This window comes from Aulosira sp. FACHB-615 (genome assembly GCF_014698045.1).
Taxonomy (GTDB): Bacteria; Cyanobacteriota; Cyanobacteriia; order Cyanobacteriales; family Nostocaceae; genus Nostoc_B.
The window spans coordinates 23,948-43,053 of sequence record NZ_JACJSE010000015.1 but is presented as its reverse complement, the minus strand read 5'-3'; the positions used below and the strand labels follow the sequence as shown (position 1 = coordinate 43,053).

Sequence of the window (19,106 nt, the reverse complement as noted above, 5' to 3'; positions counted from 1 at the left end):
ATTAAAGTTGCTAATGAATAGCGATCGCCCTGCTATTTTCTCATTTTTTGCTGGTGCTGGTTTTCTCGATTTAGGCTTTGAACATAGCGGTTTTAATGTGGTTTATGTCAATGAAATTTTCGCACCTTTCATGGCAGCATACCGTTATTCTAGAGAATTACTCAAATTACCAATACCTGAATATGGATATCATCACGGGGAAGCAGGTGATGTCAGTAACTTAGTTGCAGGAATACAAGCACAATATTTATTAGAATTAATCAAAGATTGCCGCAAGTCTAATAATATTATTGGTTTTATTGGTGGCCCGCCTTGTCCTGATTTTTCGATTGGTGGTAAAAATAAAGGACACTTGGGAGATAACGGTAAACTTTCTGCTGCATATATTGAATTAATTTGCCAGAATCTGCCTGATTTCTTTTTATTTGAAAATGTTAAGGGCTTGTGGAAAACAAAAAAACACCGTATATTTTTTGAATCTTTAAAAATCCGGTTACAGCAAGCCGGCTATTTTTTAACGGAACGTTTGATTAATGCTCTTGAATATGGGGTACCTCAAGATAGAGAAAGAATTATTCTCATAGGCTTTCATCAGCATTTTATTAATCAAAATAAAATAAAAAAACAGGTAAATCTAGGCTTTTGGCAAAAATATACAACATATTCTCAGACAGAGATTTTCGCTTGTTCTTGGCCGCGATACCAATCATTTCAAGCAGATTCTTTATTACCTTGCCCGGAGAATATTATTCCAGAATTAACTGTGGAATTTTGGTTTAGAAAAAATAACGTTCAGCATCATCCTAATACTCAGCATTATTTTCAACCCAGAGCCGGGATGAGTAAATTTACGACTGTTAATGAAGGAGATGATTCTAAGAAATCATTTAAACGTCTGCACCGTTGGCGTTATTCTCCCACAGCTTGCTATGGCAATAATGAAGTACATTTACATCCTTATAAAATGCGGCGAATTTCTGTAGCTGAAGCTTTAGCCATACAATCTTTACCAGAAAATTTTGTACTTCCTGATTTGATGTCTTTGACTAATATGTTTAAATCCATCGGTAATGGTGTACCTTACTTGCTGTCTCAGGGGTTAGCGAGAACTATTCTGGATTTTTTAGGAATTAACTAAGACAAAACTGTGGCATTGCAGCAAGCACAAATTGTCTAACAATCCATAAATTTAGTTACAATAATTAAATAAACTCAAAATGCCTCCAAATATAACCTGAATAATTAGCTAGTTTTGGAGTTAAATTCAGAGTTAATGTGGTTTAATATATAATAAATGTCTTAATTTTTTATAAAGCTTAATAATCATTCATAGGCAAAAGTTCAATGGCAGCAGACTATCCAAATATTGATATTGCGCCATTTATCGATCACGCCCTGTTAACGCCAACGGCTACTCCAGAGCAGGTTGAGCAATGGTGTGAACAAGCATATAGATTTAACTTCGCGGCGGTTTGCATTTACCCTACCCACGTTAAGCAAGCAGCAGAACTCCTACAAAATAAAAAGCCAAAAGTTTGTACTGTGATTGGTTTTCCGTCGGGAGCCACAACTTCAGCCGTTAAGCTGTATGAAGCGCAAGAAGCGGTAGAAAATGGTGCTACTGAGTTAGATTTAGTACTTAACTTAAGCTGGTTGAAGATCGGAAAAACCGAGGAAGTTCACCGAGAAATTGCTGAGATTTGTGAAGAAACAGGGCAAACAGTCAAGGTAATTTTAGAAACTGGTCTGCTGACAGATGCCGAAAAAAGACTGGCAGCAGAAATATGTATGGATGCGGGTGCAGCATTCCTGAAAACCAGTACAGGTTGGAATGGCGGTGCTACATTAGCAGACGTGCGTCTTTTGAAAGAAATAGTCAGAGACAGCATAGGAATTAAAGCTTCTGGGGGTATTCGGACTCACGAACAAGCTTTAGACTTAATCCTAGCGGGTGCTACAAGATTGGGGACATCTCGTGGTATCGATTTGCTCCGCCAGCGCGATAATCTGGAGAAAGGGGAATAGTCATTTGTCCGTTGTCTTTCCTCCACAGCTAATGAACGCCAGTGAGAAAGTCGGCGAAACCACCCCATACACTGGCTGTTAATGACTAGTGACTGATGACTAATGATTCATGAGTAAAACTTATAAGGCAACTGGTATTAATCTTAAAACTCAGGTGCTGGGCGAGTCAGACAGGATAGTGACAATTTTGACACGAGAGTTTGGTCTGATTCGTGCAGTTGCTCCAGGGGCGCGTAAGCACAACTCTAGCCTGGGTGGTCGGAGTGGGATGTTTGTTGTGAATGAACTACTGATTGCGAAAGGGCGATCGCTCGATAAAATTACTCAAGCCCAAACGTTAAAAACTTACCCTGGTTTAGCTCAAGATTTAGGCAAATTAGCCGCAGGTCAATATTTAGCCGAAATCGCCTTGTCTCAGGCTTTGAGTGAACAACCCCAAGAAGAACTTTATGAGTTACTGAATGCACATCTTCATCAATTAGAAATCCTCCCAAAAGCTGAAATATCATCTGTGTACACATATCTGTCCTTGGGTGTGTTTCAACTTTTAGTTTTGGCTGGACTAACACCGCAAACCCAAACCTGTTGTTTAACTCAAAAGCCTCTTATCCCAGACTTGACTAACCCCAACTGGCAAGTTGGCTTTAGTGTGCCATCTGGTGGGGTAATTTGTTTAGAGGCATGGGAAAGTTTACGCAGAAAACGCGAGAAAGAAAAATGGGAAAATAGAAATCATTCCGAATTTTCCCCATCAGCAAATTCTTCTATCCCTAGTTACGAGACTGTTGTGCATCGACAAGAAATTCCAGTTATTTCCTGTCGTTTGAGTGCCAGAGAATTTACTCTGCTCCAACAACTGTCACAACCAGAGATAATACAAATTGATGGAATTAGAGATAATGGCTGGTTATCGATTGAGCAGCTTTTACGTCAGTATGCTCAGTATCATTTAGGCCATTCTATTCGCTCCGCTATCCTAATAGATTCTTATTTTGCTGCCAACCAACCATGATGCAACCATCTGATTTGGATCGAAAAATCCTTCCTTTATCACCAAGCCACACCAAAAAACCGATTCGGACAAATACTTCTAATGTGACTAATCATTTGAAGTCTGTTCCTATCTCGACAAATAGTCAAATTTACAACCAAGAAATTTCTAAACCCGATGTTCCAACCAATGGTAAAGAATGGACATCGGATACAGTTGTCAATCTTGCCCCCAACCGGAAGGAAGAAAGTTTACCAGTTGCAACTGCAACAGAAAAAACTACCGGGAATGGTTCTGGCGGTGAAGCGAACTCAGACAAAGTACAACAGCAGGGATTTTTACCTGTATTAAAAAACCCGAATTTCTTAGCACTTTGGGGTGGGCAAGTGTTTTGCCAACTGGCTGATAAAGTGTACTTAGTATTGATGATTGCTTTAATCAATACTCACTTTCAAGCAGGTAGTCAAAGCATTAGTGGTTGGGTATCAGCATTGATGATGGCGTTTACCATTCCAGCCGTATTATTTGGTTCGGTGGCGGGAGTATTTGTAGATCGTTGGTCAAAAAAAGCAGTTTTGGTAGCAACCAATATTTGGCGGGGTATATTGGTTTTGGTAATTCCGTTGTTGTTGTGGTTCACTCATGATTGGCAACCCATCGGAGTTTTACCAGTAGGTTTTGTCATGATTTTGGGTGTGACTTTTTTGGTTTCCACACTGACACAGTTTTTTGCACCAGCCGAACAAGCAGCAATTCCCTTGGTAGTCGAAGAACAGCACTTACTTTCGGCAAACTCCCTGTATACAACAACTATGATGGCTTCAGTCATTATTGGCTTTGCCATCGGTGAACCAATTTTAGCGATCGCAGATAGTATGTGGGCGCAGTTTGGCGGTAGCAATGGCCTGGGTAAAGAAATTTTAGTGGGTGGCAGTTATGCGATCGCTGGTGTAATTTTAATGTTGTTGACCACCAAAGAAAAACCCCACGCTCCCGATACAGAATTTCCTCATGTTTTTTCAGACTTACGGGACGGTTTTGCTTACCTCAAAGCTAATCATCAAGTGCGGAATGCTTTAGTGAGGCTGATTATTTTATTTTCTGTCTTTGCCGCTTTAACAGTGTTGGCAGTGCGGATGGCAGAAGTGATTCCGAATTTAAAAGCTTCGCAATTTGGCTTTTTACTAGCAGCAGGTGGTGTAGGGGTTGCCGTTGGCGCAACAATGTTAGGACAGTTTGGACAACGCTTCTCCTATTCTCAACTTGGCTTGTATGGTTGTTTAGGAATGGCAGCATCTTTAATTGGTTTGGCTTTATTTACAACACAATTGTGGCTGGTGTTGTTGTTTGTGGCTATCTTAGGGATTTTTGGGGCGTTCGTTGGCATTCCGATGCAAACTGCGATTCAAACAGAAACTCCCCCAGAAATGCGGGGTAAAGTCTTTGGCTTACAAAATAATGTGATTAATATTGCCTTGACTTTACCTTTAGCACTAGCAGGGGTCGCCGAAACCTTTGTGGGATTGAAAGCTGTGTTTTTGGGACTAGCTGCGATCGCATTTTTTGGTGGGATTTTAACTTGGTATAACTCCCGTCAGTCTGCTTGACAAAAGCAATCATTTATTATTGACTTTGATTTCATGGTAAACTGAACTCATCAATAATTTCGTGCCTTTTTGCTGGGAATAAACCTGAGATTACGCAGAATAAAGTTGTATTCCAAGTGTAAAGTTCACAGCTTATTCATTAAATCAATTAATCCGAACATCGATTATTTTCATCAGCTAATCAGCAAATTGAGCAATGGCTGATATCGGTGTTTTTTCAATCAAAATTATTTAGTAAGATCAGGTTCTAGTCAAATACAGCTAAGGCGCAAAAATCATCAATAAAAACCAGCTTTCTTATAACTAATTTTAAAGAATGCGTATAGCCTGGATTGGAAAAAAATCGCCCTTTTGTGGTAATGTCACCTATAGCCGAGAAATAACCAATGCTTTACTAGATAGGGGACATGAAGTTAGTTTTCTGCACTTTGCCCAAGAAGAACCTGAACCAGATAACTGGCCGAAATTCCAAGAAGTATCGTTACCCTTTATTTATAAATCTCAAGTTTATACAATTCCGGCACTAAAAGCGACCAAAGTTTTAACAGAATCTTTAAGAGAAATCAAGCCCGATATTGTTCATGCTTCTTTAACTTTGTCGCCCCTAGACTTTGTTTTACCAGAAATTTGTGAACAACTGAATTTACATTTAATTGCTACTTTTCATACACCGTTTGCTGGTAAAGGGGCAAAACTGATATCAGGAACGCAACTCATAGCCTATCAGTTGTATGCACCTTTTTTAGATAACTATCATCGCGTGATTGTATTTTCCCAAATTCAGCGCGAATTACTGGCACGTATGGGTGTACGAGACAAAAATATTGCGGTGATTCCCAACGGTGTAGATACAGTTAAATATTCACCGGGATATTCAAAAATTAAAGCAGAATTTCAAGCAGAACGCTTATTTGTTTACCAAGGAAGAATAGCCCCAGAAAAAAATGTTGAAGCTCTTCTCCGGGCTTGGAAACAGTCGGGGATGGGCGATGGCAGTAAGTTATTAATTGTAGGGGATGGCCCTTTAAGAGCTTCTTTAGAGCAATTTTATGGCGCAGAATACGGCGTTATTTGGTTAGGTTTTGTGGCGGAAGAAGAAAGACGCATCGAAATCTTGCGGGGTGCAGATGTGTTTATTTTGCCATCTTTAGTAGAAGGATTGTCTTTGTCTTTATTAGAAGCAATGGCCTGTGGAAGGGCTTGTATAGCTACAGATGTCGGCGCGGACGGAGAAGTTTTAGAGAAAGGGGCTGGTATAGTTTTAAGTACTAAAACAGTGCGATCGCAATTAAAAACCCTTCTACCACTCTGCCAAGATCATCCAGAATTAACAACTCTATTAGGACAAAAAGCGAGAAATCGCGTTTTAGAGCGATATACATTAGATAAAAACATTACCCAGCTAGAAGAATTGTATAAAGAAGTTTTAGTCGAGCGCCCTGTACGTCTGAGTTGGGGAGCTTAGGACATTTCATATTTAAACTGACATAGAAATAATGACACAATCTCTCCAAAAATTATTTACATTTAATGAATTTTTAGATTTTTTGGCTACACAACCAGAAAATATTCGTTATGAATTACACGATGGAGAGATTGTTCAAATGCCACCACCACCAGGGAAACATGAGCAAATAGTAGCATTTTTAACAATGATTCTGGGGTATGAGTGTCTTCGTCTGAAACTTAATTATGGTATACCTAAAACCGCTACAGTGAAGCCAACAAATAAAATATCAGGTTACTACCCAGATGTTTTATTAATTAATTTTTCTAATTTGCTCAATGAACCACTGTGGGAGAAACAATCAATCCTCAGTCAATCAGATTCCATCCCATTAGTAATCGAAGTTGTCAGTACTAATTGGCGAGATGATTATCATAAAAAGTTTGCTGACTATGAAGAAATGGGTATCCCAGAATATTGGATTGTAGATTATGCAGCCTTGGGTAGTAAAGAGTTAATAGGCGACCCCAAACAGCCAACAATCACAATTTACTCTTTAAGTGATGAAGGGGAATATCGTGGTAAACAGTTTAGAGGAAATGAACGTATAGAATCCCCAACATTCTTAGATTTAAATCTAACTGTTGAGCAGATTTTTCAGTGCGTTATTGATTGATTAAAATTGCAAATTTCTCTTCAGAGTTCTTTCATTTATAAGCTTTTCTCATTCTAGTGAAGTACAAGCAAGAATAATTAACCGCCGATGGACGCAGATGAACGCAGATAAAAACAGATAAATTTGTAACTCAGCAGACTAGAAAACGCTATATAAGCTTTTATAAAGTGAATATACAAAATTTAAAACCAACTGTAGCAAATCATTACAGCTATTTTACTAATTCTAAAATTTATCGTATTCTTCTGGTTCTACGTCAGGAACTTTACTCAAAACTTGCTGAAATTTCTCCCAAGTACCACGGTTGGCTTTTTCTTCTAAATAGTCTTTGGTCATCCAGGCGGAAACCTGTGCTGATAAAGCAATAGCTACAAGTTGTTCAATAGAAATATTTTCTTTGGCAGCTAAAGTTTCAATCTGTTTATACAAAGATTCCGGTAACTGTACATTTAAATTAGTCATTGGATTTCTCCTACTATTTGTAAGAATTCTTTGGGTGAAACTATCCTGATACCAAATTTTTTTGCATTTTGTAAGTCTTTGTGATTGTAAGTAATGATAAAATCGGCTTGGCATTCAACAGCTAAATCAATGATAAAATCATCATCAGGATCTTGTGCTATTGGTCGCCATAGATAAAAAATACTACATTTATTGGCAATGCTACAAATAGCTTCGATAATAGTGTCAATATCTTCATTGCTCAATCTAAGCTGCTCTTTTTCTCGTTTGAGAATTTCTTCGTACTCAAATACTAAAGTAGCAGAAATATTTAACTGCCAACGGCTATCATTCAGCATTGTGAGCAGCTTATAAGATGCCCCTTGGTTAGACCGTAAACCAGTAATTAATATATTTGTATCGAGTACAATTTGGTACGGCTTTTTCATTATTTGACTATTGACTTGAATAATCTACCTGTTGATAAATTCATCCTTTAAAGCCCAACCCAAACTTGTTGGCTGTTGATAAACTCGCTTCAAAGTATTCACATCTCTAGCTGAAATAGTCGGTGGGTTGCGGACTTGGGCAAAATATAAAGCATCAGTTTGTGATGGGCTATGACCCCAAATTCCCAAGGCGTGACCAAGTTCATGGCGTGCGGCTGCAACAACATAATTACCAGTCTGACTAGGACTCAAGAGAATAGTAAAACGGTGTAATAAAACTGTATTTTTGGTATACAAATGGTATGTAGTTAAAGCAGAACGCGCCCGTGGAATTTTTTTATCTGGTGATAATTGTAATGGTGGTGCTTTTCGCTCAATTTTAATATCAGCAATTTCTGGATTTTCTACTACTTTTAAAGGTAAGTAAACATTCCATTCCTGTACAGCCTGCACAACATTTTTCACCCAGTCTTCCGCTTGTTGATTACTAATATTTATTGGTCGTTCTATATAAACTTGAACTGGAAAATGTGACCAAACTAAATAACCTATTTCTGTTGTTGCAACTTGAGCAAAGTAATCGCCACTGTTTGTCTGATCATTCCACTGAACTAGACTAGGTGGTAAGGGATGGGGTTTTGCTGGAGGTAAAGAAGTGGCGCTAGATGAAAAGTGAGCAAAAATAATTAACAGCCCTGTACTTATAGTTAAGACAAAGGCTGTTAGTAATTTGCTCATATTCGGTGTTGGGTTTAGGGTCATTTTCCCCATTTCCCTATCCTTATTTGGGTAGCCAACCTGCACTTAAAACCACTGTTAAGCCGAGAAAAATCACTGTTAAAGCCCAAGTAATTCGGTTGAGGGTATTTTCTGCACTTTTGGTACTGCTAAATAATTGGGCTTGTCCACCAATAGCACCAATCCCATCGCCTTTAGGACTGTGCAGCAATACTAAAACAATCATTCCCAGGGCGGCTAATGCCCAAACAATTTGTACGATATTTGTAACTGTCATATTCGCAATCTCATTTATGGCGGTTTGAAAACAGATGTCGGAAGTTAAGGCTTCAAAAACTCTATTTTATTACTTTTAACTCTTAACTCCTAAGATTCTTAGCATAATTAGTTTTGAGGTCTGAGTGTTGAGTAATTTTGACTTTACTCAGCACTCAGCACTTTCAACTCAGCACTATTTTACAGACCAATTGGCATAGGAGTACGATCGCGTTTTAAGTCAAACTCGATTGGATTGACTAGCGATCGCCCGGTCATTTCTGGTGGCTGTGGTAGCTGTAAAATATCCAGAATGGTAGGTGCAATGTCGGCTAACTTGCCATCGTTACGTAGTTCGACATTCGTACCATGTCCAGGAATTTTCGCTTTTTCGCCTTCCACCAAAATCAAGGGTACTGGGTTGGTAGTATGCGCCGTCCAAGAGTTACCCTCTTCATCTAGCATATACTCAGCGTTACCGTGGTCGGCGGTAATCATTGTTGTCCCGCCTGCTTTGATAATGCTTTCCAGAAGACGACCTACACAACGGTCAACTTCTTCAATCGCTGTAATTGTGGCTGGCATTTGACCAGTATGCCCCACCATGTCTGGGTTAGCATAGTTAATCACCACTAAGGAGTATATGCCTTTTTGAATGGCGGCGATCGCTACATCGGTAACGGCGGCGGCTGACATGACTGGCGCTTTGTCATAAGTCGCTACCATTGGACTGCTGACAAGTTCCCGGTCTTCCCCAGCAAAAGGTTCTTCTAAACCACCGTTGAAGAAGTAAGTGACGTGGGCGTATTTTTCGGTTTCCGCAGTCCGAAACTGTTTTAGACCGTGATTTGCAATGACTTCACCGAGAATATTAGTTAAATTCTGCGGCTCAAAGGCCACTGTCACGGGTAACTCTGGATCGTACTGGGTAAATGTCACAAAAGATAATGGTTGGATTCTCTGTCGCTCAAAGCCTGTAAATTCGGGACTAACAAAGGCTTGAGTCAACTGTCTCGCACGGTCAGGGCGGAAGTTGAAAAATATTACCCCATCTCCGGGAGCAATTGCACCGGGAGCAATACGGACTGGGTTAATAAATTCATCTGTCACCCCTTCGGCGTAAGATGCTTCCAAAACTTGTACGGCTGTTCGTCCATCGCCTGTACCGTCTTGGGTGATGACATCATAGGCTCTTTGAACACGATCCCAACGGCGATCGCGATCCATCGCATAATAACGACCGCTCAGGGTAGCAATGCGCCCAATCCCTACGCGATCAGTGTAATCTTGCAGTTGTTGAATCGCTTTTATACCTTCGTTGGGTGAGGTATCACGACCATCAGTAATCGCGTGGATACAAACTTCTGAAATTCGCTGATCCTTTGCTAAGTCAAGTAGTCCGAATAGGTGGGTAATATGTGAGTGTACCCCGCCATCAGAGCAAAGACCCACTAAGTGCAGCTTGCCATTTTGAGAACGAACTTCCTGGCAAATTTTAACCAGTGCAGGGTTACTAAGGATTGAACCGTCTTCCACTGCATCTGAGATGCGTACAAGTTCTTGTGGTACAACTCTCCCAGCGCCAATATTCAAATGACCAACTTCTGAGTTACCCATTTGACCCTCTGGCAAGCCTACGGCTTTTCCGGATGTGCGGATGAGGGTATGCGGGTACACCGCCCACAAGCTGTCCATAATTGGCGTTTTAGCAGCAACAATAGCGTTTCCTCGCGTCTCCTCGCAGTAGCCCCATCCGTCTAAAATGACTAGCACCACAGGAGCAACAGGTGCTTTGGTCATAGTAAAACTGCCCTTTACTTTTTGTAATACCCGAATGATACCACTGCTAACCACAGGTGCAAGTGAATTTGTGCTTAGTAACTTAATTTATGACTTATTGAGAGATTTTTTAGACTTTTTTTACTTTTCGCAACTGTTGCATATATTTTGTGATATCGCCAATGAATGAATAAGTTAGTAGTTAAGTAAAGGTACTACTACTAACTTGATAGTTTACTTTTTCTTGCCAGAAGTTTTAGCTGATTTAGCTGATTTTTTCGCAGCTTTTTCCGCCGCGATCGCCGCTAATTTGGCTTCTTCTTTTTCCTCGGCAATTTTTCTGAGGTAGTAGTGGTAATCTCCTAAATAAACCCGGAATTCCCCATCCCGAATTTCCACAATTTTGTTAGCCACCTGGGAGATAAAATAACGGTCGTGGGAAACTACAATCGCTGTCCCATCATAGTTTTGCAGTGCTTCTTCCAACATCTCTTTAGCTGGAATATCGAGATGGTTGGTAGGCTCATCTAAAATCAGTAAATTAGCTGGACGCAATAGCATTTTTGCCAATGCTAAACGAGCTTTTTCTCCCCCACTTAAGGCTTCAACCGATTTAAATACAGTGTCGCCAGTGAATAAAAACTTGCCGAGCAGTGTGCGAACTTCTTCGTTTTTCCAGTCAGGAACTTCATCGTGAATTGTTTCCATCACGGTCTTTTTCAAGTCCAAAGCTTCGGCTTGATTTTGTTCAAAGTAACCCGGAATAACGTTATGATCACCTAAGCTAACGATGCCTTCGCTGGGTGTTTCCGTACCCATAATGATTCGCAATAAGGTAGATTTCCCTGCGCCGTTGGGGCCTAAAAAAGCGATGCGATCGCCCCTTTCAATCAGCAAATTTGCACCCAGGAATAAGATTTTATCATCATAAATATGAGTTAAATCCTTAATCTTCACAACTTCCCGACCACTGCGGGGTGCAGGAGGAAAGCGAAAATGTAAGGTTCTGACTCCACCAATGGGTGCTTCGATGCGCTCAATTTTGTCTAGTTGTTTTTCCCGGCTTTTGGCTTGGGTACTGCGGGTAGCACTAGCGCGGAATCTGTCAACAAAAGCTTGTTGTTTCTCAATTTCCTTTTGTTGGCGTTCGTAAGCATTCAGCTGCGCTACTTGATTTTCGGCTTTTTGTTGCAAATAAGCAGAATAGTTACCCAAGTAAGTGCTAGAAACGCCGCGTTCAGTTTCGACAATTTGAGTGCAGAGGCGGTCTAAAAATTCGCGGTCGTGGGAAACTATCACCATTGGCGTTGTTAAGCCTTTGAGGTAATTTTCTAGCCACTCGATAGTTTCTAAGTCTAAATGGTTAGTCGGTTCGTCTAACAGTAATAAATCCGGTGCTTGCAGCAGGATTTTACCCAAACTCATTCGCATTTGCCAGCCACCAGAAAAAGCACTGACGAGGCGATCGCCATCTTCTTGATCAAATCCCATCTCTGGTAAAATCTTGCCGATGCGTGCTTCTAAACCGTAACCATCCAAAGCTTCAAACTGACGCTGCAAACGATCCAACTTGTTAATTAGTCTATCCAGTTCCTCTGGTGTCGCAGTTTGCATATCATGTTGCACTTGCGTCAGAGATAACTGTACTTCGTTGGCTTCCTTAAATACTGTCCAAAATTCTTCTCTAACTGTGCGTCTGGGATCGACTTCAAACTCTTGATTGAGATAAGCAATATGTAAACTAGCAGGACGAATAATGTCGCCGGCGGTAGGTTCAATTTCCCCAGAGATAATTTTCAACTGGGTAGATTTTCCTGCGCCGTTAACGCCAACTAAGCCAATGCGATCGCCTGGTTTTACTTCCCAGTTGATATCCTTAAGGACTTCGCCTGTGGGATAAATTTTACTGATATGTTCGAGTCGCAGCATCGAGTTTCTCTCAGGGTAGGAAATTGATGGTTAAGGACGAAGTACCAACACCGTGTCCAATATTAACAAAAATTAACCAATAATTCTTCCCAAGAAGTCACAATCAAACCCAGACATCGCTTAATTTTGATTACTGATTAATTTTGTGCAGCTTGCTGTACTTCTTCAATACTTAAATCAAGTTCCGCCTCTACTTGTTCCACAGTAAAACCCAATTTCAAAAGTCGAGAGACAATTCTCAACCTTTCTTGGCGTTTACCTTCTTCTATACCTTCTTGTCTAACTTCCTGCCTACCTTCTTCTATACGTTCCTGTCTACCTTGTTCTTTGCCTTCCTGAAAAGCTTCTTGATAAAATCGCGTTTGCTTTAAATCGCCTAATTCAAACATAGCCTGCATTTTTCTTTGATTACTGATTAATTTCGTGCAGCTTGTTGTACTTCTTCAATACTTAAATCAAGTGCCGCCGCTACTTGTTCCATAGTCAAACCCAACCTCAAAAGGCGAGAGACCATTCTCAACTTTTCTTGGCGTTGACCTTCCTGTCTACCTTCCTGTCTACCTTGTTCTTTGCCTTCCTGAAAAGCTTCTTGATAAAATCGCGTTTGCTTTAAATCGCTTAATCCAAACATATTCTGTATTTCCTCTCTACTCATGTTCGGCAACTTGTAAATCAGAATCGTCTCTATTAATTGTAATAATTGCTGTTGTTGGCGTTGATATGTTAACTCAAGTTTTGTTCTGGTAATTAATTCCGTAGCCTCGATGATTGCTGCGTTGGTATCAGCAATTACTAACTTGATTGTTGCTATACCAATTGGTAGTGATGCTGCATCGCCTAATTCATCCAAATAAATACATCGGACTCGCTGACTTTCAAAAAATTCTCGGTAATGTTTTATATCTTGTGTATCTACACTTCTGCTAGGATATAAAACCACTGCACACCAGTTATTTGGCGGTCGATTTTGGCGTAAATATAAACAAATTTCGGCAAACAGTCGTGAATAAAAATCATCATCAGTTTGAAACTGTACCTCTACAAAGTAAATATGCTTTTCCTCATTTTGTACAGGTAGAAACACACCATCAATTCTGAAGGCTGTTTGTTTGATCTCAACTGATGAAAATTGATAGTATTCAGTATTTTCTGGAGAAGCACCAATGAGTTCAAAGAAGATATCGGGAAATTCTTGAAACAGGCGATAAAATATACTGTCTGTTTTCACAGATTGAACAAAGGAAATAATGTTAATAGCTAATTATGTACTTTTTTGGGCTTCTACACCATCTCTAACTTCTTGTACACGCTCTCTAGTTATCCCTAATACTCGTGAGATTGGCGCTAATAAACTATCATCAATCGGCTCTCCAGCATAAATACTACTGAGTTCGGTAGGAGAGATTTTAAAGGTATCGCAGAATTTGACAAATTCTTGATTGTTAAGGTCAAGTTCTTTTTGTCGCTCTTGTAGTAAAAGCGCGATCGCTCTCGTTCCATATTTAGGACGTTCACTAACTTTTATATATTTTTGTACTAAATAATTAACCTTAGTTATATCGCCACCAGTCTTTTTTAGTAAATCACCACAAGCTTTTTTGAGAGCTTTTTTTAAAACTTCTTCTTCATTTAAAAAATAAAGAATTTCATTCACATATTCTTGCTTAAAGAAACCAACTAAACTACCTTTATGATAAACAGGTATATAAGATGTTTCTGGATGAGATTGCCAATCTAAAGGTTCGTTCCGTAACAATGACATAGCTGCACCTATAAAAATTTGATGCTCACCATTTTAAAACTATTTATATGTGCGTAACTTATGTATATTTGCGGAAATCAATTCAGATTAAAAAACCGTCTAGTGTGTTAAACATTGCAACACCCCAGACGGTTTGTAATCAAATTAATTCTCAAGCTCAAAATTAGTTCATTGTACCGGAAGCCGCTAACTCTGCCAAACGTTCTTGCTGATCTTGAGAGATACAAGATTGAATTACTGTCTCTAAATCACCTTCCAGAACAGGGTTTAAGGAGAAGTTTTGACCTAAGCGGTGGTCGGTAACGCGGTTATCTTTATAGTTATAAGTGCGAATCTTTTCCGATCGTGATCCTGTCCCAACCTGCGATCGCCGCATCGAAGTTACAGCTTCTTGTTGTTCGCGTAACTTCATTTCATACAGTTTCGCCCGCAAAATTTGCATCGCCCGTTCTTTGTTTTGCAACTGGCTACGCTCTTCCGTACAGAAAATTCTGATTCCTGTGGGTTTGTGCATCAAGTCAACGGCTGTTTCCACTTTGTTGACGTTTTGTCCACCAGCACCGCCAGAACGAGCCGTCGTCATTTCAATATCTTTGGGGTCGATGTGAATTTCTACATCATCCACTTCTGGCATGATTGCAACAGTAGCGGTTGAAGTATGCACCCGTCCCCCAGCTTCTGTGACTGGTACACGCTGTACGCGATGCACTCCAGCTTCAAACTTTAACTGGCTGTAAACGTTGTCACCTTTAATTTCCAGAATGACTTCTTTCCAACCGCCCATTTCTCCCAAAGATTCGCTCGCCAGCGAAACTTTCCAACCTTGAGTTTGCGCGTAGCGAGTGTACATCCGCATCAAATCACCAGCCCAAATACTCGCTTCATCACCACCTGTCCCAGCGCGAATTTCCAACATGATATTCTTCTCATCGTTGGGGTCGCGGGGCAGTAATAATACTTTTAAGCGGGTTTCTAAGTATTCTATTTTTTGTTCCAGTTCACTAACTTCCAGTGCGGCCATTTCTTGCATTTCTGGGTCACTGGCTGCTTCTTTATAAACTTGACGCGCCCCAGTTAAATCGGCTTGGGCTGTTTTCCAAGTTTCATAGGTATTCACTACCTCTTCCAAAGAAGAACGAGCCTTAGCTACTTGCTGATACTCATCAGGATTTTTAGCAGTATCAGGGTCGGCTAGGCGGCGTGTCAATTCATTAAAGGTTTGTTCAACAGATTTAAGTTTCTCCAGCAGGTATGTTTCAGCCATAAGTGCGTTCACGAAGTGTGCGTTGAGCGCATTCGCTCCTTCAAATAACAACTTGGCTCAAAAAATGACAATCGACCCAGCATTCGCAGGGTCGTCGTTAACAGCAGAGCCAAACCGCTACTTTTTCTTTTTGTCGCCGGAGCCTTGCTCGCTTGACTTGCCGTATTTCCGCAGGAAGCGTTCTACGCGACCTTCGGTATCGATAATCTTTTGAGTACCAGTATAAAAAGGGTGATTTCCAGACCAAACGTCTACGTGCAATTCTGGCTTGGTAGAACCAATAGTCATCACAACTTGACCGTTGCAGTAGACTTTAGCTTCTGGATACCACTGGGGATGAATATCAGGTTTAGCCATTGTTCCTTTTGTGGTGAATCTATATAAATTATAACTTTCAGTGGAATCTAGAGACTAGTACAGATCGGCGGAAATAAACAGATCATTTGGAATGGCTAAAAGGCTTGTGGTATCACTATTCTTTCTTTTTCCTTTTGACTTTTTACTTTTGCCTTGTTGTACTAGGGACTACAAAAATTACCCAATTCCCAAGACCCAATCCCTTATCGTTTGGAGTACTGAGGAGCTTTGCGAGCTTTGTGCAAACCGTATTTTTTGCGTTCTTTTGCTCTGGGATCGCGGGTGAGATAACCTTCGGTTTTTAAGGGTGAGCGATTTTCTGGGTCTAATTGACACAAAGCACGAGCCACACCCAAACGGATAGAATCAGCTTGACCAGTCAAGCCACCACCCTCAGCTTTCACCAAAATGTCATATTCGCTTTCCAAGCCAAGGGTTTCCAGAGGAGCTTTAATCACTCCCAAGTAATTCGCATTGAACTGGAAGTATAAATCTCCAGGCTTGCCATTGACTGTCAATTGACCGCTACCAGGCACAAGGCGGACTCGTGCAACTGCGGATTTACGGCGGCCAGTACCCCAGTAAACGGCACGACCGCTATTGGCTTCTGCTACTACCATTAACTTTCTTCTCCAGGAATTGTACTAATCTTTAATTCTTTAGGTTGTTGAGCTGCGTGGGGATGAGTCGGCCCTGCATAAACTTTGAGCTTGGTAAACAACTGCCGACCCAAGCTATTTTTAGGAAGCATACCTTTAACAGCATGTTCAAGAATCCGTTCGGGGATGCGCTGTTGCAGCTTGGCAAAAGTTTCGGTCTTCATCCCACCAGGACGGCCAGAGTGGCGACGATATAATTTTTGCGTCCGTTTTTTACCTGTGACTGCGATTTTCTCGGCATTAATCACAATCACAAAGTCACCAGTGTCCATGTGAGGTGTATATTCCGGTTTCTTTTTGCCTCGAAGAATCATAGCGATTTCGGTAGCGAGGCGACCAAGACGTTGGTCAGTAGCATCTACTAAGTACCAATCATGCTCAAGTGAAGCTTGAGGCGGAAGGTAGGTTTTACTCATTTGTGTTTGTCCTTTGTTATTTTGCCCTTTGTCATTCGTCATTGAGTAATGACTGATGACCAATGACTAAAAACTAAATTTGGGCTGGGTATCGTACCAAATATCACAAGAAAAAGGAAAATCAGGATAGCCGACGCGCAACAAGCATAAACCCTGAGCAGGTGCGGCATATTTTACTTCTTCTCGGCGTTCTTCTTGCCAAATTTCGGTGAAGTTCGCCAGGGTGCGCTGTCCAGCACCTACTTGTACTAGCATTCCCACCAGCAGTCTAACCATGCCATATAAAAATCCATCTGCTTGAATTTCTAGATGGAGCAGTGACCCGCTACGATGACATTGGGCGGCTTGTACTTCTACCCAAGAATGTTTTCGCTTGGAACCTGCTCGATGGAAAGCTGCTAAATGATGCTTGCCCAACAGAGGTTTCATGGCAGACTGAATTAATAATTCATCCAGTGGCTCATGATAATAATGCCAACTAAAGGGTTTAACGAACAAATTTGGTCGTTTTTCAGTGTATATCGTGTAGCGGTATCGCCGATAAGCCGCGCTAAAACGGGCGTGCCAAGCGTTACCTACGGGTGCTGAAGCCCTAATTATGATGTCTTGTGGCAGATAACTGTTGAGAACTGTTGCCCATTTCTGAGCCGGAATTAAACCTGTAGCATCAAAGTGGGCTACTTGTGCAGCAGCATGAACACCAGCATCAGTGCGTCCTGCACCATGTAGTGTGACATGATGACCAAGAATAGTCGCGATCGCTGTTTCGATTTCTTCTTGGACTGTACGCTGCCCCTTTTGCCTTTGCCAGCCATGAAAATGAGTACCTAGGTATTGAATTACCAAGGCAACTCTTTGAGTTTGTTGCGGCTGGTCAATTTCTAACATACAGATTTTGTCCTTTGTCACTCGTCCTTTGTCATTTGTTCAGTTTGATCAATGACTAATGACTAATGACTTAGACCAGTTCAATAATTGCCATTTCGGCATTGTCTCCACGCCGAGGCACGGTATGAAGAATCCGGGTGTAACCACCACTACGATTAGCATACCGAGTAGGAGCTTGTTCAAACAAAGCATGAACCAGTTGCTTGTCGTATATGTAACCTAAAGCTGCCCGACGAGATGCTAAGGAGCCGTCTTTCGCTAAGGTAATCATTTTATCTACTTCACTCCGCAAAGCTTTCGCTCTAATCAAAGTGGTGGTAATTCGACCATGACGAACTAGCTCAGTGGTTAAGGTACGCAACAGAGCGCGACGCTGGTCAGCTGGTTTACCAAGTTTTTTAACCCGACAACGGTGACGCATAATAGTGGACTATGAACTATGAAAGGTTTTGCTTTAGCTGTGTTTGGAGCTTCTTTCCTGCGGTAAGGTAATACCCAAGCGTCGTTGCAACGCTTCTACCACCTCTTCCGCCGATTTTTGACCAAAGTTTTTGATTTCCAGCAAATCTTCTTGGGTAAAATCCAATAAGTCTGCCACAGAATTAACTTGTGCGCGTTTGAGACAGTTGTATGCCCGCACAGAAAGTTGCAATTCTTCGATGGGAATTTGAGCAGTTGGATCGTCTGGAACATCAGAACCAATATCTGTTGGTTCTAACGAAATGTCCTTCAGTGGGTTGAATAAATCTACCAAAATACTGGCAGCTGAGGATAGTGCTTCTTGGGGAGAGACACTGCCATTTGTCCAAACTTCTAATAACAGTCTGTCTTTGGTAATCGAGCCATCTGCACGGGCTTCTTCAACACTATAGTTGACTTTTCGCACTGGCATAAATACTGAGTCGATTTGCAAAAAGTCCAAAGAAGTGGCTTCTTCCCGCCCTCGTTCTACGGTACGATAACCCTTACCGCGTTCGATGCGAAATTCCATTTCCAGCTTACCGCCCTCAGCGAGAGTCGCAACATACTGGGTAGGATCAACAACTTCAACTTCACTAGGCAAATCAAAATGAGCGGCTGTGACTGTTGCTGGCCCGGTAACGAGTAATCTGCCAATTTGGGGTTGAGAAGAGTAACTTTTGAGAATAACTTCTTTCATTCTCATCAAGATTTCTAGCACGTCTTCCCGCACACCAGGAACTGTAGCAAACTCATGTGTAACACCTGCAATTCGCACTGCGGTCACGGCTGTTCCTTCCAAGTTGGACAACAACACCCGCCGCAGTGCATTACCCACAGTTGTACCTTGACCACGCTCTAGGGGTTCTAAGACAAACTTGCTGTAATGGCTCCGACTTTCTTCTGTACTTGACTCTACACATTCAATTTGAAACTGCGCCACGGAGTAGCCTCCCTTAATTAA

Annotated in this window: 22 protein-coding genes; 6 read left to right on the top strand and 16 right to left on the bottom strand. The window is 41.1% G+C overall.

Annotated elements, in window-relative coordinates; genetic code table 11:
• The first annotated feature begins 13 nt into the window (after positions 1-13).
• The 6 genes from H6G77_RS21685 to H6G77_RS21660 all read left to right on the top strand — a co-directional run bounded on the left by H6G77_RS21685 (position 14) and on the right by H6G77_RS21660 (position 6,746).
• A complete protein-coding gene (locus tag H6G77_RS21685) occupies positions 14-1,138 on the top strand; it encodes a DNA cytosine methyltransferase (protein WP_190872706.1) in 1,125 nt (374 codons plus the stop codon).
• Positions 1,139-1,344: 206 nt separating this feature from the next.
• A complete protein-coding gene (gene deoC, locus H6G77_RS21680) occupies positions 1,345-2,025 on the top strand; it encodes a deoxyribose-phosphate aldolase (protein ID WP_190588765.1) in 681 nt (226 codons plus the stop codon).
• Positions 2,026-2,134: 109 nt separating this feature from the next.
• Entirely contained in the window at positions 2,135-3,037 is a 903-nt protein-coding gene (recO, locus tag H6G77_RS21675) for a DNA repair protein RecO (protein WP_190872705.1), read from the top strand.
• The gene (locus H6G77_RS21670) at positions 3,034-4,623 is read left to right on the top strand and encodes an MFS transporter (RefSeq protein WP_396019794.1); all 1,590 of its coding nucleotides are present in this window, start codon (positions 3,034-3,036) and stop codon (positions 4,621-4,623) included. Before recO ends, H6G77_RS21670 begins: the two co-directional genes overlap by 4 nt.
• A gap of 316 nt (positions 4,624-4,939) precedes the next feature.
• Positions 4,940-6,088 (top strand): glycosyltransferase family 4 protein, encoded by a 1,149-nt coding sequence (locus tag H6G77_RS21665; protein WP_190588763.1) that lies wholly within the window; start codon positions 4,940-4,942, stop codon positions 6,086-6,088.
• A gap of 31 nt (positions 6,089-6,119) precedes the next feature.
• Entirely contained in the window at positions 6,120-6,746 is a 627-nt protein-coding gene (locus H6G77_RS21660) for a Uma2 family endonuclease (protein WP_190872704.1), read from the top strand.
• 225 nt (positions 6,747-6,971) lie between these two features.
• Here the strand turns inward: H6G77_RS21660 and H6G77_RS21655 are convergent, their stop codons facing one another.
• The 16 genes from H6G77_RS21655 to H6G77_RS21580 form a co-directional block, all read right to left on the bottom strand.
• Complete coding sequence (locus tag H6G77_RS21655; RefSeq protein ID WP_190872703.1) at positions 6,972-7,208, bottom strand: ribbon-helix-helix protein, CopG family; 237 nt, start codon at positions 7,206-7,208, stop codon at positions 6,972-6,974.
• On the bottom strand, positions 7,205-7,636 hold the full coding sequence (locus H6G77_RS21650; RefSeq protein ID WP_190872702.1) for a putative toxin-antitoxin system toxin component, PIN family: 432 nt from the start codon (positions 7,634-7,636) through the stop codon (positions 7,205-7,207). Before H6G77_RS21650 ends, H6G77_RS21655 begins: the two co-directional genes overlap by 4 nt.
• A gap of 24 nt (positions 7,637-7,660) precedes the next feature.
• Complete coding sequence (locus H6G77_RS21645) at positions 7,661-8,407, bottom strand: peptidase (protein WP_190872701.1); 747 nt, start codon at positions 8,405-8,407, stop codon at positions 7,661-7,663.
• A 10-nt stretch (positions 8,408-8,417) separates the two neighbouring features.
• Positions 8,418-8,651, bottom strand: coding sequence for a preprotein translocase subunit SecG (gene secG / locus H6G77_RS21640; RefSeq protein ID WP_190588759.1), 234 nt, complete (start codon positions 8,649-8,651; stop codon positions 8,418-8,420).
• 179 nt (positions 8,652-8,830) lie between these two features.
• Positions 8,831-10,429: a 2,3-bisphosphoglycerate-independent phosphoglycerate mutase gene (gene gpmI, locus H6G77_RS21635; RefSeq protein WP_190588758.1), complete on the bottom strand. Its 1,599-nt coding sequence runs from the start codon at positions 10,427-10,429 to the stop codon at positions 8,831-8,833.
• Positions 10,430-10,642: 213 nt separating this feature from the next.
• Positions 10,643-12,337, bottom strand: a complete 1,695-nt coding sequence (locus H6G77_RS21630) for an ABC-F family ATP-binding cassette domain-containing protein (RefSeq protein ID WP_190872700.1) — start codon at positions 12,335-12,337, stop codon at positions 10,643-10,645.
• Positions 12,338-12,474: 137 nt separating this feature from the next.
• Positions 12,475-12,735, bottom strand: coding sequence for a hypothetical protein (locus H6G77_RS21625; protein WP_242049278.1), 261 nt, complete (start codon positions 12,733-12,735; stop codon positions 12,475-12,477).
• Between the two features lie 17 nt (positions 12,736-12,752).
• Positions 12,753-13,565, bottom strand: a complete 813-nt coding sequence (locus H6G77_RS21620; RefSeq protein WP_190872699.1) for an Rpn family recombination-promoting nuclease/putative transposase — start codon at positions 13,563-13,565, stop codon at positions 12,753-12,755.
• Between the two features lie 33 nt (positions 13,566-13,598).
• Positions 13,599-14,099 (bottom strand): hypothetical protein, encoded by a 501-nt coding sequence (locus H6G77_RS21615; RefSeq protein ID WP_190872698.1) that lies wholly within the window; start codon positions 14,097-14,099, stop codon positions 13,599-13,601.
• Between the two features lie 163 nt (positions 14,100-14,262).
• Complete coding sequence (gene prfA / locus H6G77_RS21610) at positions 14,263-15,363, bottom strand: peptide chain release factor 1 (RefSeq protein ID WP_190872697.1); 1,101 nt, start codon at positions 15,361-15,363, stop codon at positions 14,263-14,265.
• A 117-nt stretch (positions 15,364-15,480) separates the two neighbouring features.
• Positions 15,481-15,720, bottom strand: coding sequence for a 50S ribosomal protein L31 (gene rpmE / locus H6G77_RS21605; RefSeq protein WP_190872696.1), 240 nt, complete (start codon positions 15,718-15,720; stop codon positions 15,481-15,483).
• Between the two features lie 203 nt (positions 15,721-15,923).
• Positions 15,924-16,340: a 30S ribosomal protein S9 gene (gene rpsI / locus H6G77_RS21600; protein ID WP_190588752.1), complete on the bottom strand. Its 417-nt coding sequence runs from the start codon at positions 16,338-16,340 to the stop codon at positions 15,924-15,926.
• Complete coding sequence (gene rplM, locus H6G77_RS21595) at positions 16,340-16,795, bottom strand: 50S ribosomal protein L13 (RefSeq protein WP_190872695.1); 456 nt, start codon at positions 16,793-16,795, stop codon at positions 16,340-16,342. The genes rpsI and rplM overlap by 1 nt, the downstream gene beginning before the upstream one ends.
• Positions 16,796-16,861: 66 nt before the next feature.
• A complete protein-coding gene (gene truA / locus H6G77_RS21590; RefSeq protein WP_190588750.1) occupies positions 16,862-17,683 on the bottom strand; it encodes a tRNA pseudouridine(38-40) synthase TruA in 822 nt (273 codons plus the stop codon).
• A 70-nt stretch (positions 17,684-17,753) separates the two neighbouring features.
• Positions 17,754-18,104, bottom strand: a complete 351-nt coding sequence (gene rplQ, locus H6G77_RS21585) for a 50S ribosomal protein L17 (protein ID WP_190588749.1) — start codon at positions 18,102-18,104, stop codon at positions 17,754-17,756.
• 33 nt (positions 18,105-18,137) lie between these two features.
• Positions 18,138-19,085, bottom strand: coding sequence for a DNA-directed RNA polymerase subunit alpha (locus H6G77_RS21580; RefSeq protein WP_015113408.1), 948 nt, complete (start codon positions 19,083-19,085; stop codon positions 18,138-18,140).
• Positions 19,086-19,106 lie beyond the last annotated feature (21 nt).

Excerpts from the sequence above, each read along its gene's own strand:
- H6G77_RS21685 (WP_190872706.1), top strand. The coding sequence starts at position 14 with ATGAATAGCGATCGCCCTGCTATTTTCTCATTTTTTGCTGGTGCTGGT.
- deoC (WP_190588765.1), top strand. The coding sequence starts at position 1,345 with ATGGCAGCAGACTATCCAAATATTGATATTGCGCCATTTATCGATCAC.
- recO (WP_190872705.1), top strand. The coding sequence starts at position 2,135 with ATGAGTAAAACTTATAAGGCAACTGGTATTAATCTTAAAACTCAGGTG.
- H6G77_RS21670 (WP_396019794.1), top strand. The coding sequence starts at position 3,034 with ATGATGCAACCATCTGATTTGGATCGAAAAATCCTTCCTTTATCACCA.
- H6G77_RS21665 (WP_190588763.1), top strand. The coding sequence starts at position 4,940 with ATGCGTATAGCCTGGATTGGAAAAAAATCGCCCTTTTGTGGTAATGTC.
- H6G77_RS21660 (WP_190872704.1), top strand. The coding sequence starts at position 6,120 with ATGACACAATCTCTCCAAAAATTATTTACATTTAATGAATTTTTAGAT.
- H6G77_RS21655 (WP_190872703.1), bottom strand. The coding sequence starts at position 7,208 with ATGACTAATTTAAATGTACAGTTACCGGAATCTTTGTATAAACAGATT.
- H6G77_RS21650 (WP_190872702.1), bottom strand. The coding sequence starts at position 7,636 with ATGAAAAAGCCGTACCAAATTGTACTCGATACAAATATATTAATTACT.
- H6G77_RS21645 (WP_190872701.1), bottom strand. The coding sequence starts at position 8,407 with ATGGGGAAAATGACCCTAAACCCAACACCGAATATGAGCAAATTACTA.
- secG (WP_190588759.1), bottom strand. The coding sequence starts at position 8,651 with ATGACAGTTACAAATATCGTACAAATTGTTTGGGCATTAGCCGCCCTG.
- gpmI (WP_190588758.1), bottom strand. The coding sequence starts at position 10,429 with ATGACCAAAGCACCTGTTGCTCCTGTGGTGCTAGTCATTTTAGACGGA.
- H6G77_RS21630 (WP_190872700.1), bottom strand. The coding sequence starts at position 12,337 with ATGCTGCGACTCGAACATATCAGTAAAATTTATCCCACAGGCGAAGTC.
- H6G77_RS21625 (WP_242049278.1), bottom strand. The coding sequence starts at position 12,735 with ATGCAGGCTATGTTTGAATTAGGCGATTTAAAGCAAACGCGATTTTAT.
- H6G77_RS21615 (WP_190872698.1), bottom strand. The coding sequence starts at position 14,099 with ATGTCATTGTTACGGAACGAACCTTTAGATTGGCAATCTCATCCAGAA.
- prfA (WP_190872697.1), bottom strand. The coding sequence starts at position 15,363 with ATGGCTGAAACATACCTGCTGGAGAAACTTAAATCTGTTGAACAAACC.
- rpmE (WP_190872696.1), bottom strand. The coding sequence starts at position 15,720 with ATGGCTAAACCTGATATTCATCCCCAGTGGTATCCAGAAGCTAAAGTC.
- rpsI (WP_190588752.1), bottom strand. The coding sequence starts at position 16,340 with ATGGTAGTAGCAGAAGCCAATAGCGGTCGTGCCGTTTACTGGGGTACT.
- rplM (WP_190872695.1), bottom strand. The coding sequence starts at position 16,795 with ATGAGTAAAACCTACCTTCCGCCTCAAGCTTCACTTGAGCATGATTGG.
- truA (WP_190588750.1), bottom strand. The coding sequence starts at position 17,683 with ATGTTAGAAATTGACCAGCCGCAACAAACTCAAAGAGTTGCCTTGGTA.
- rplQ (WP_190588749.1), bottom strand. The coding sequence starts at position 18,104 with ATGCGTCACCGTTGTCGGGTTAAAAAACTTGGTAAACCAGCTGACCAG.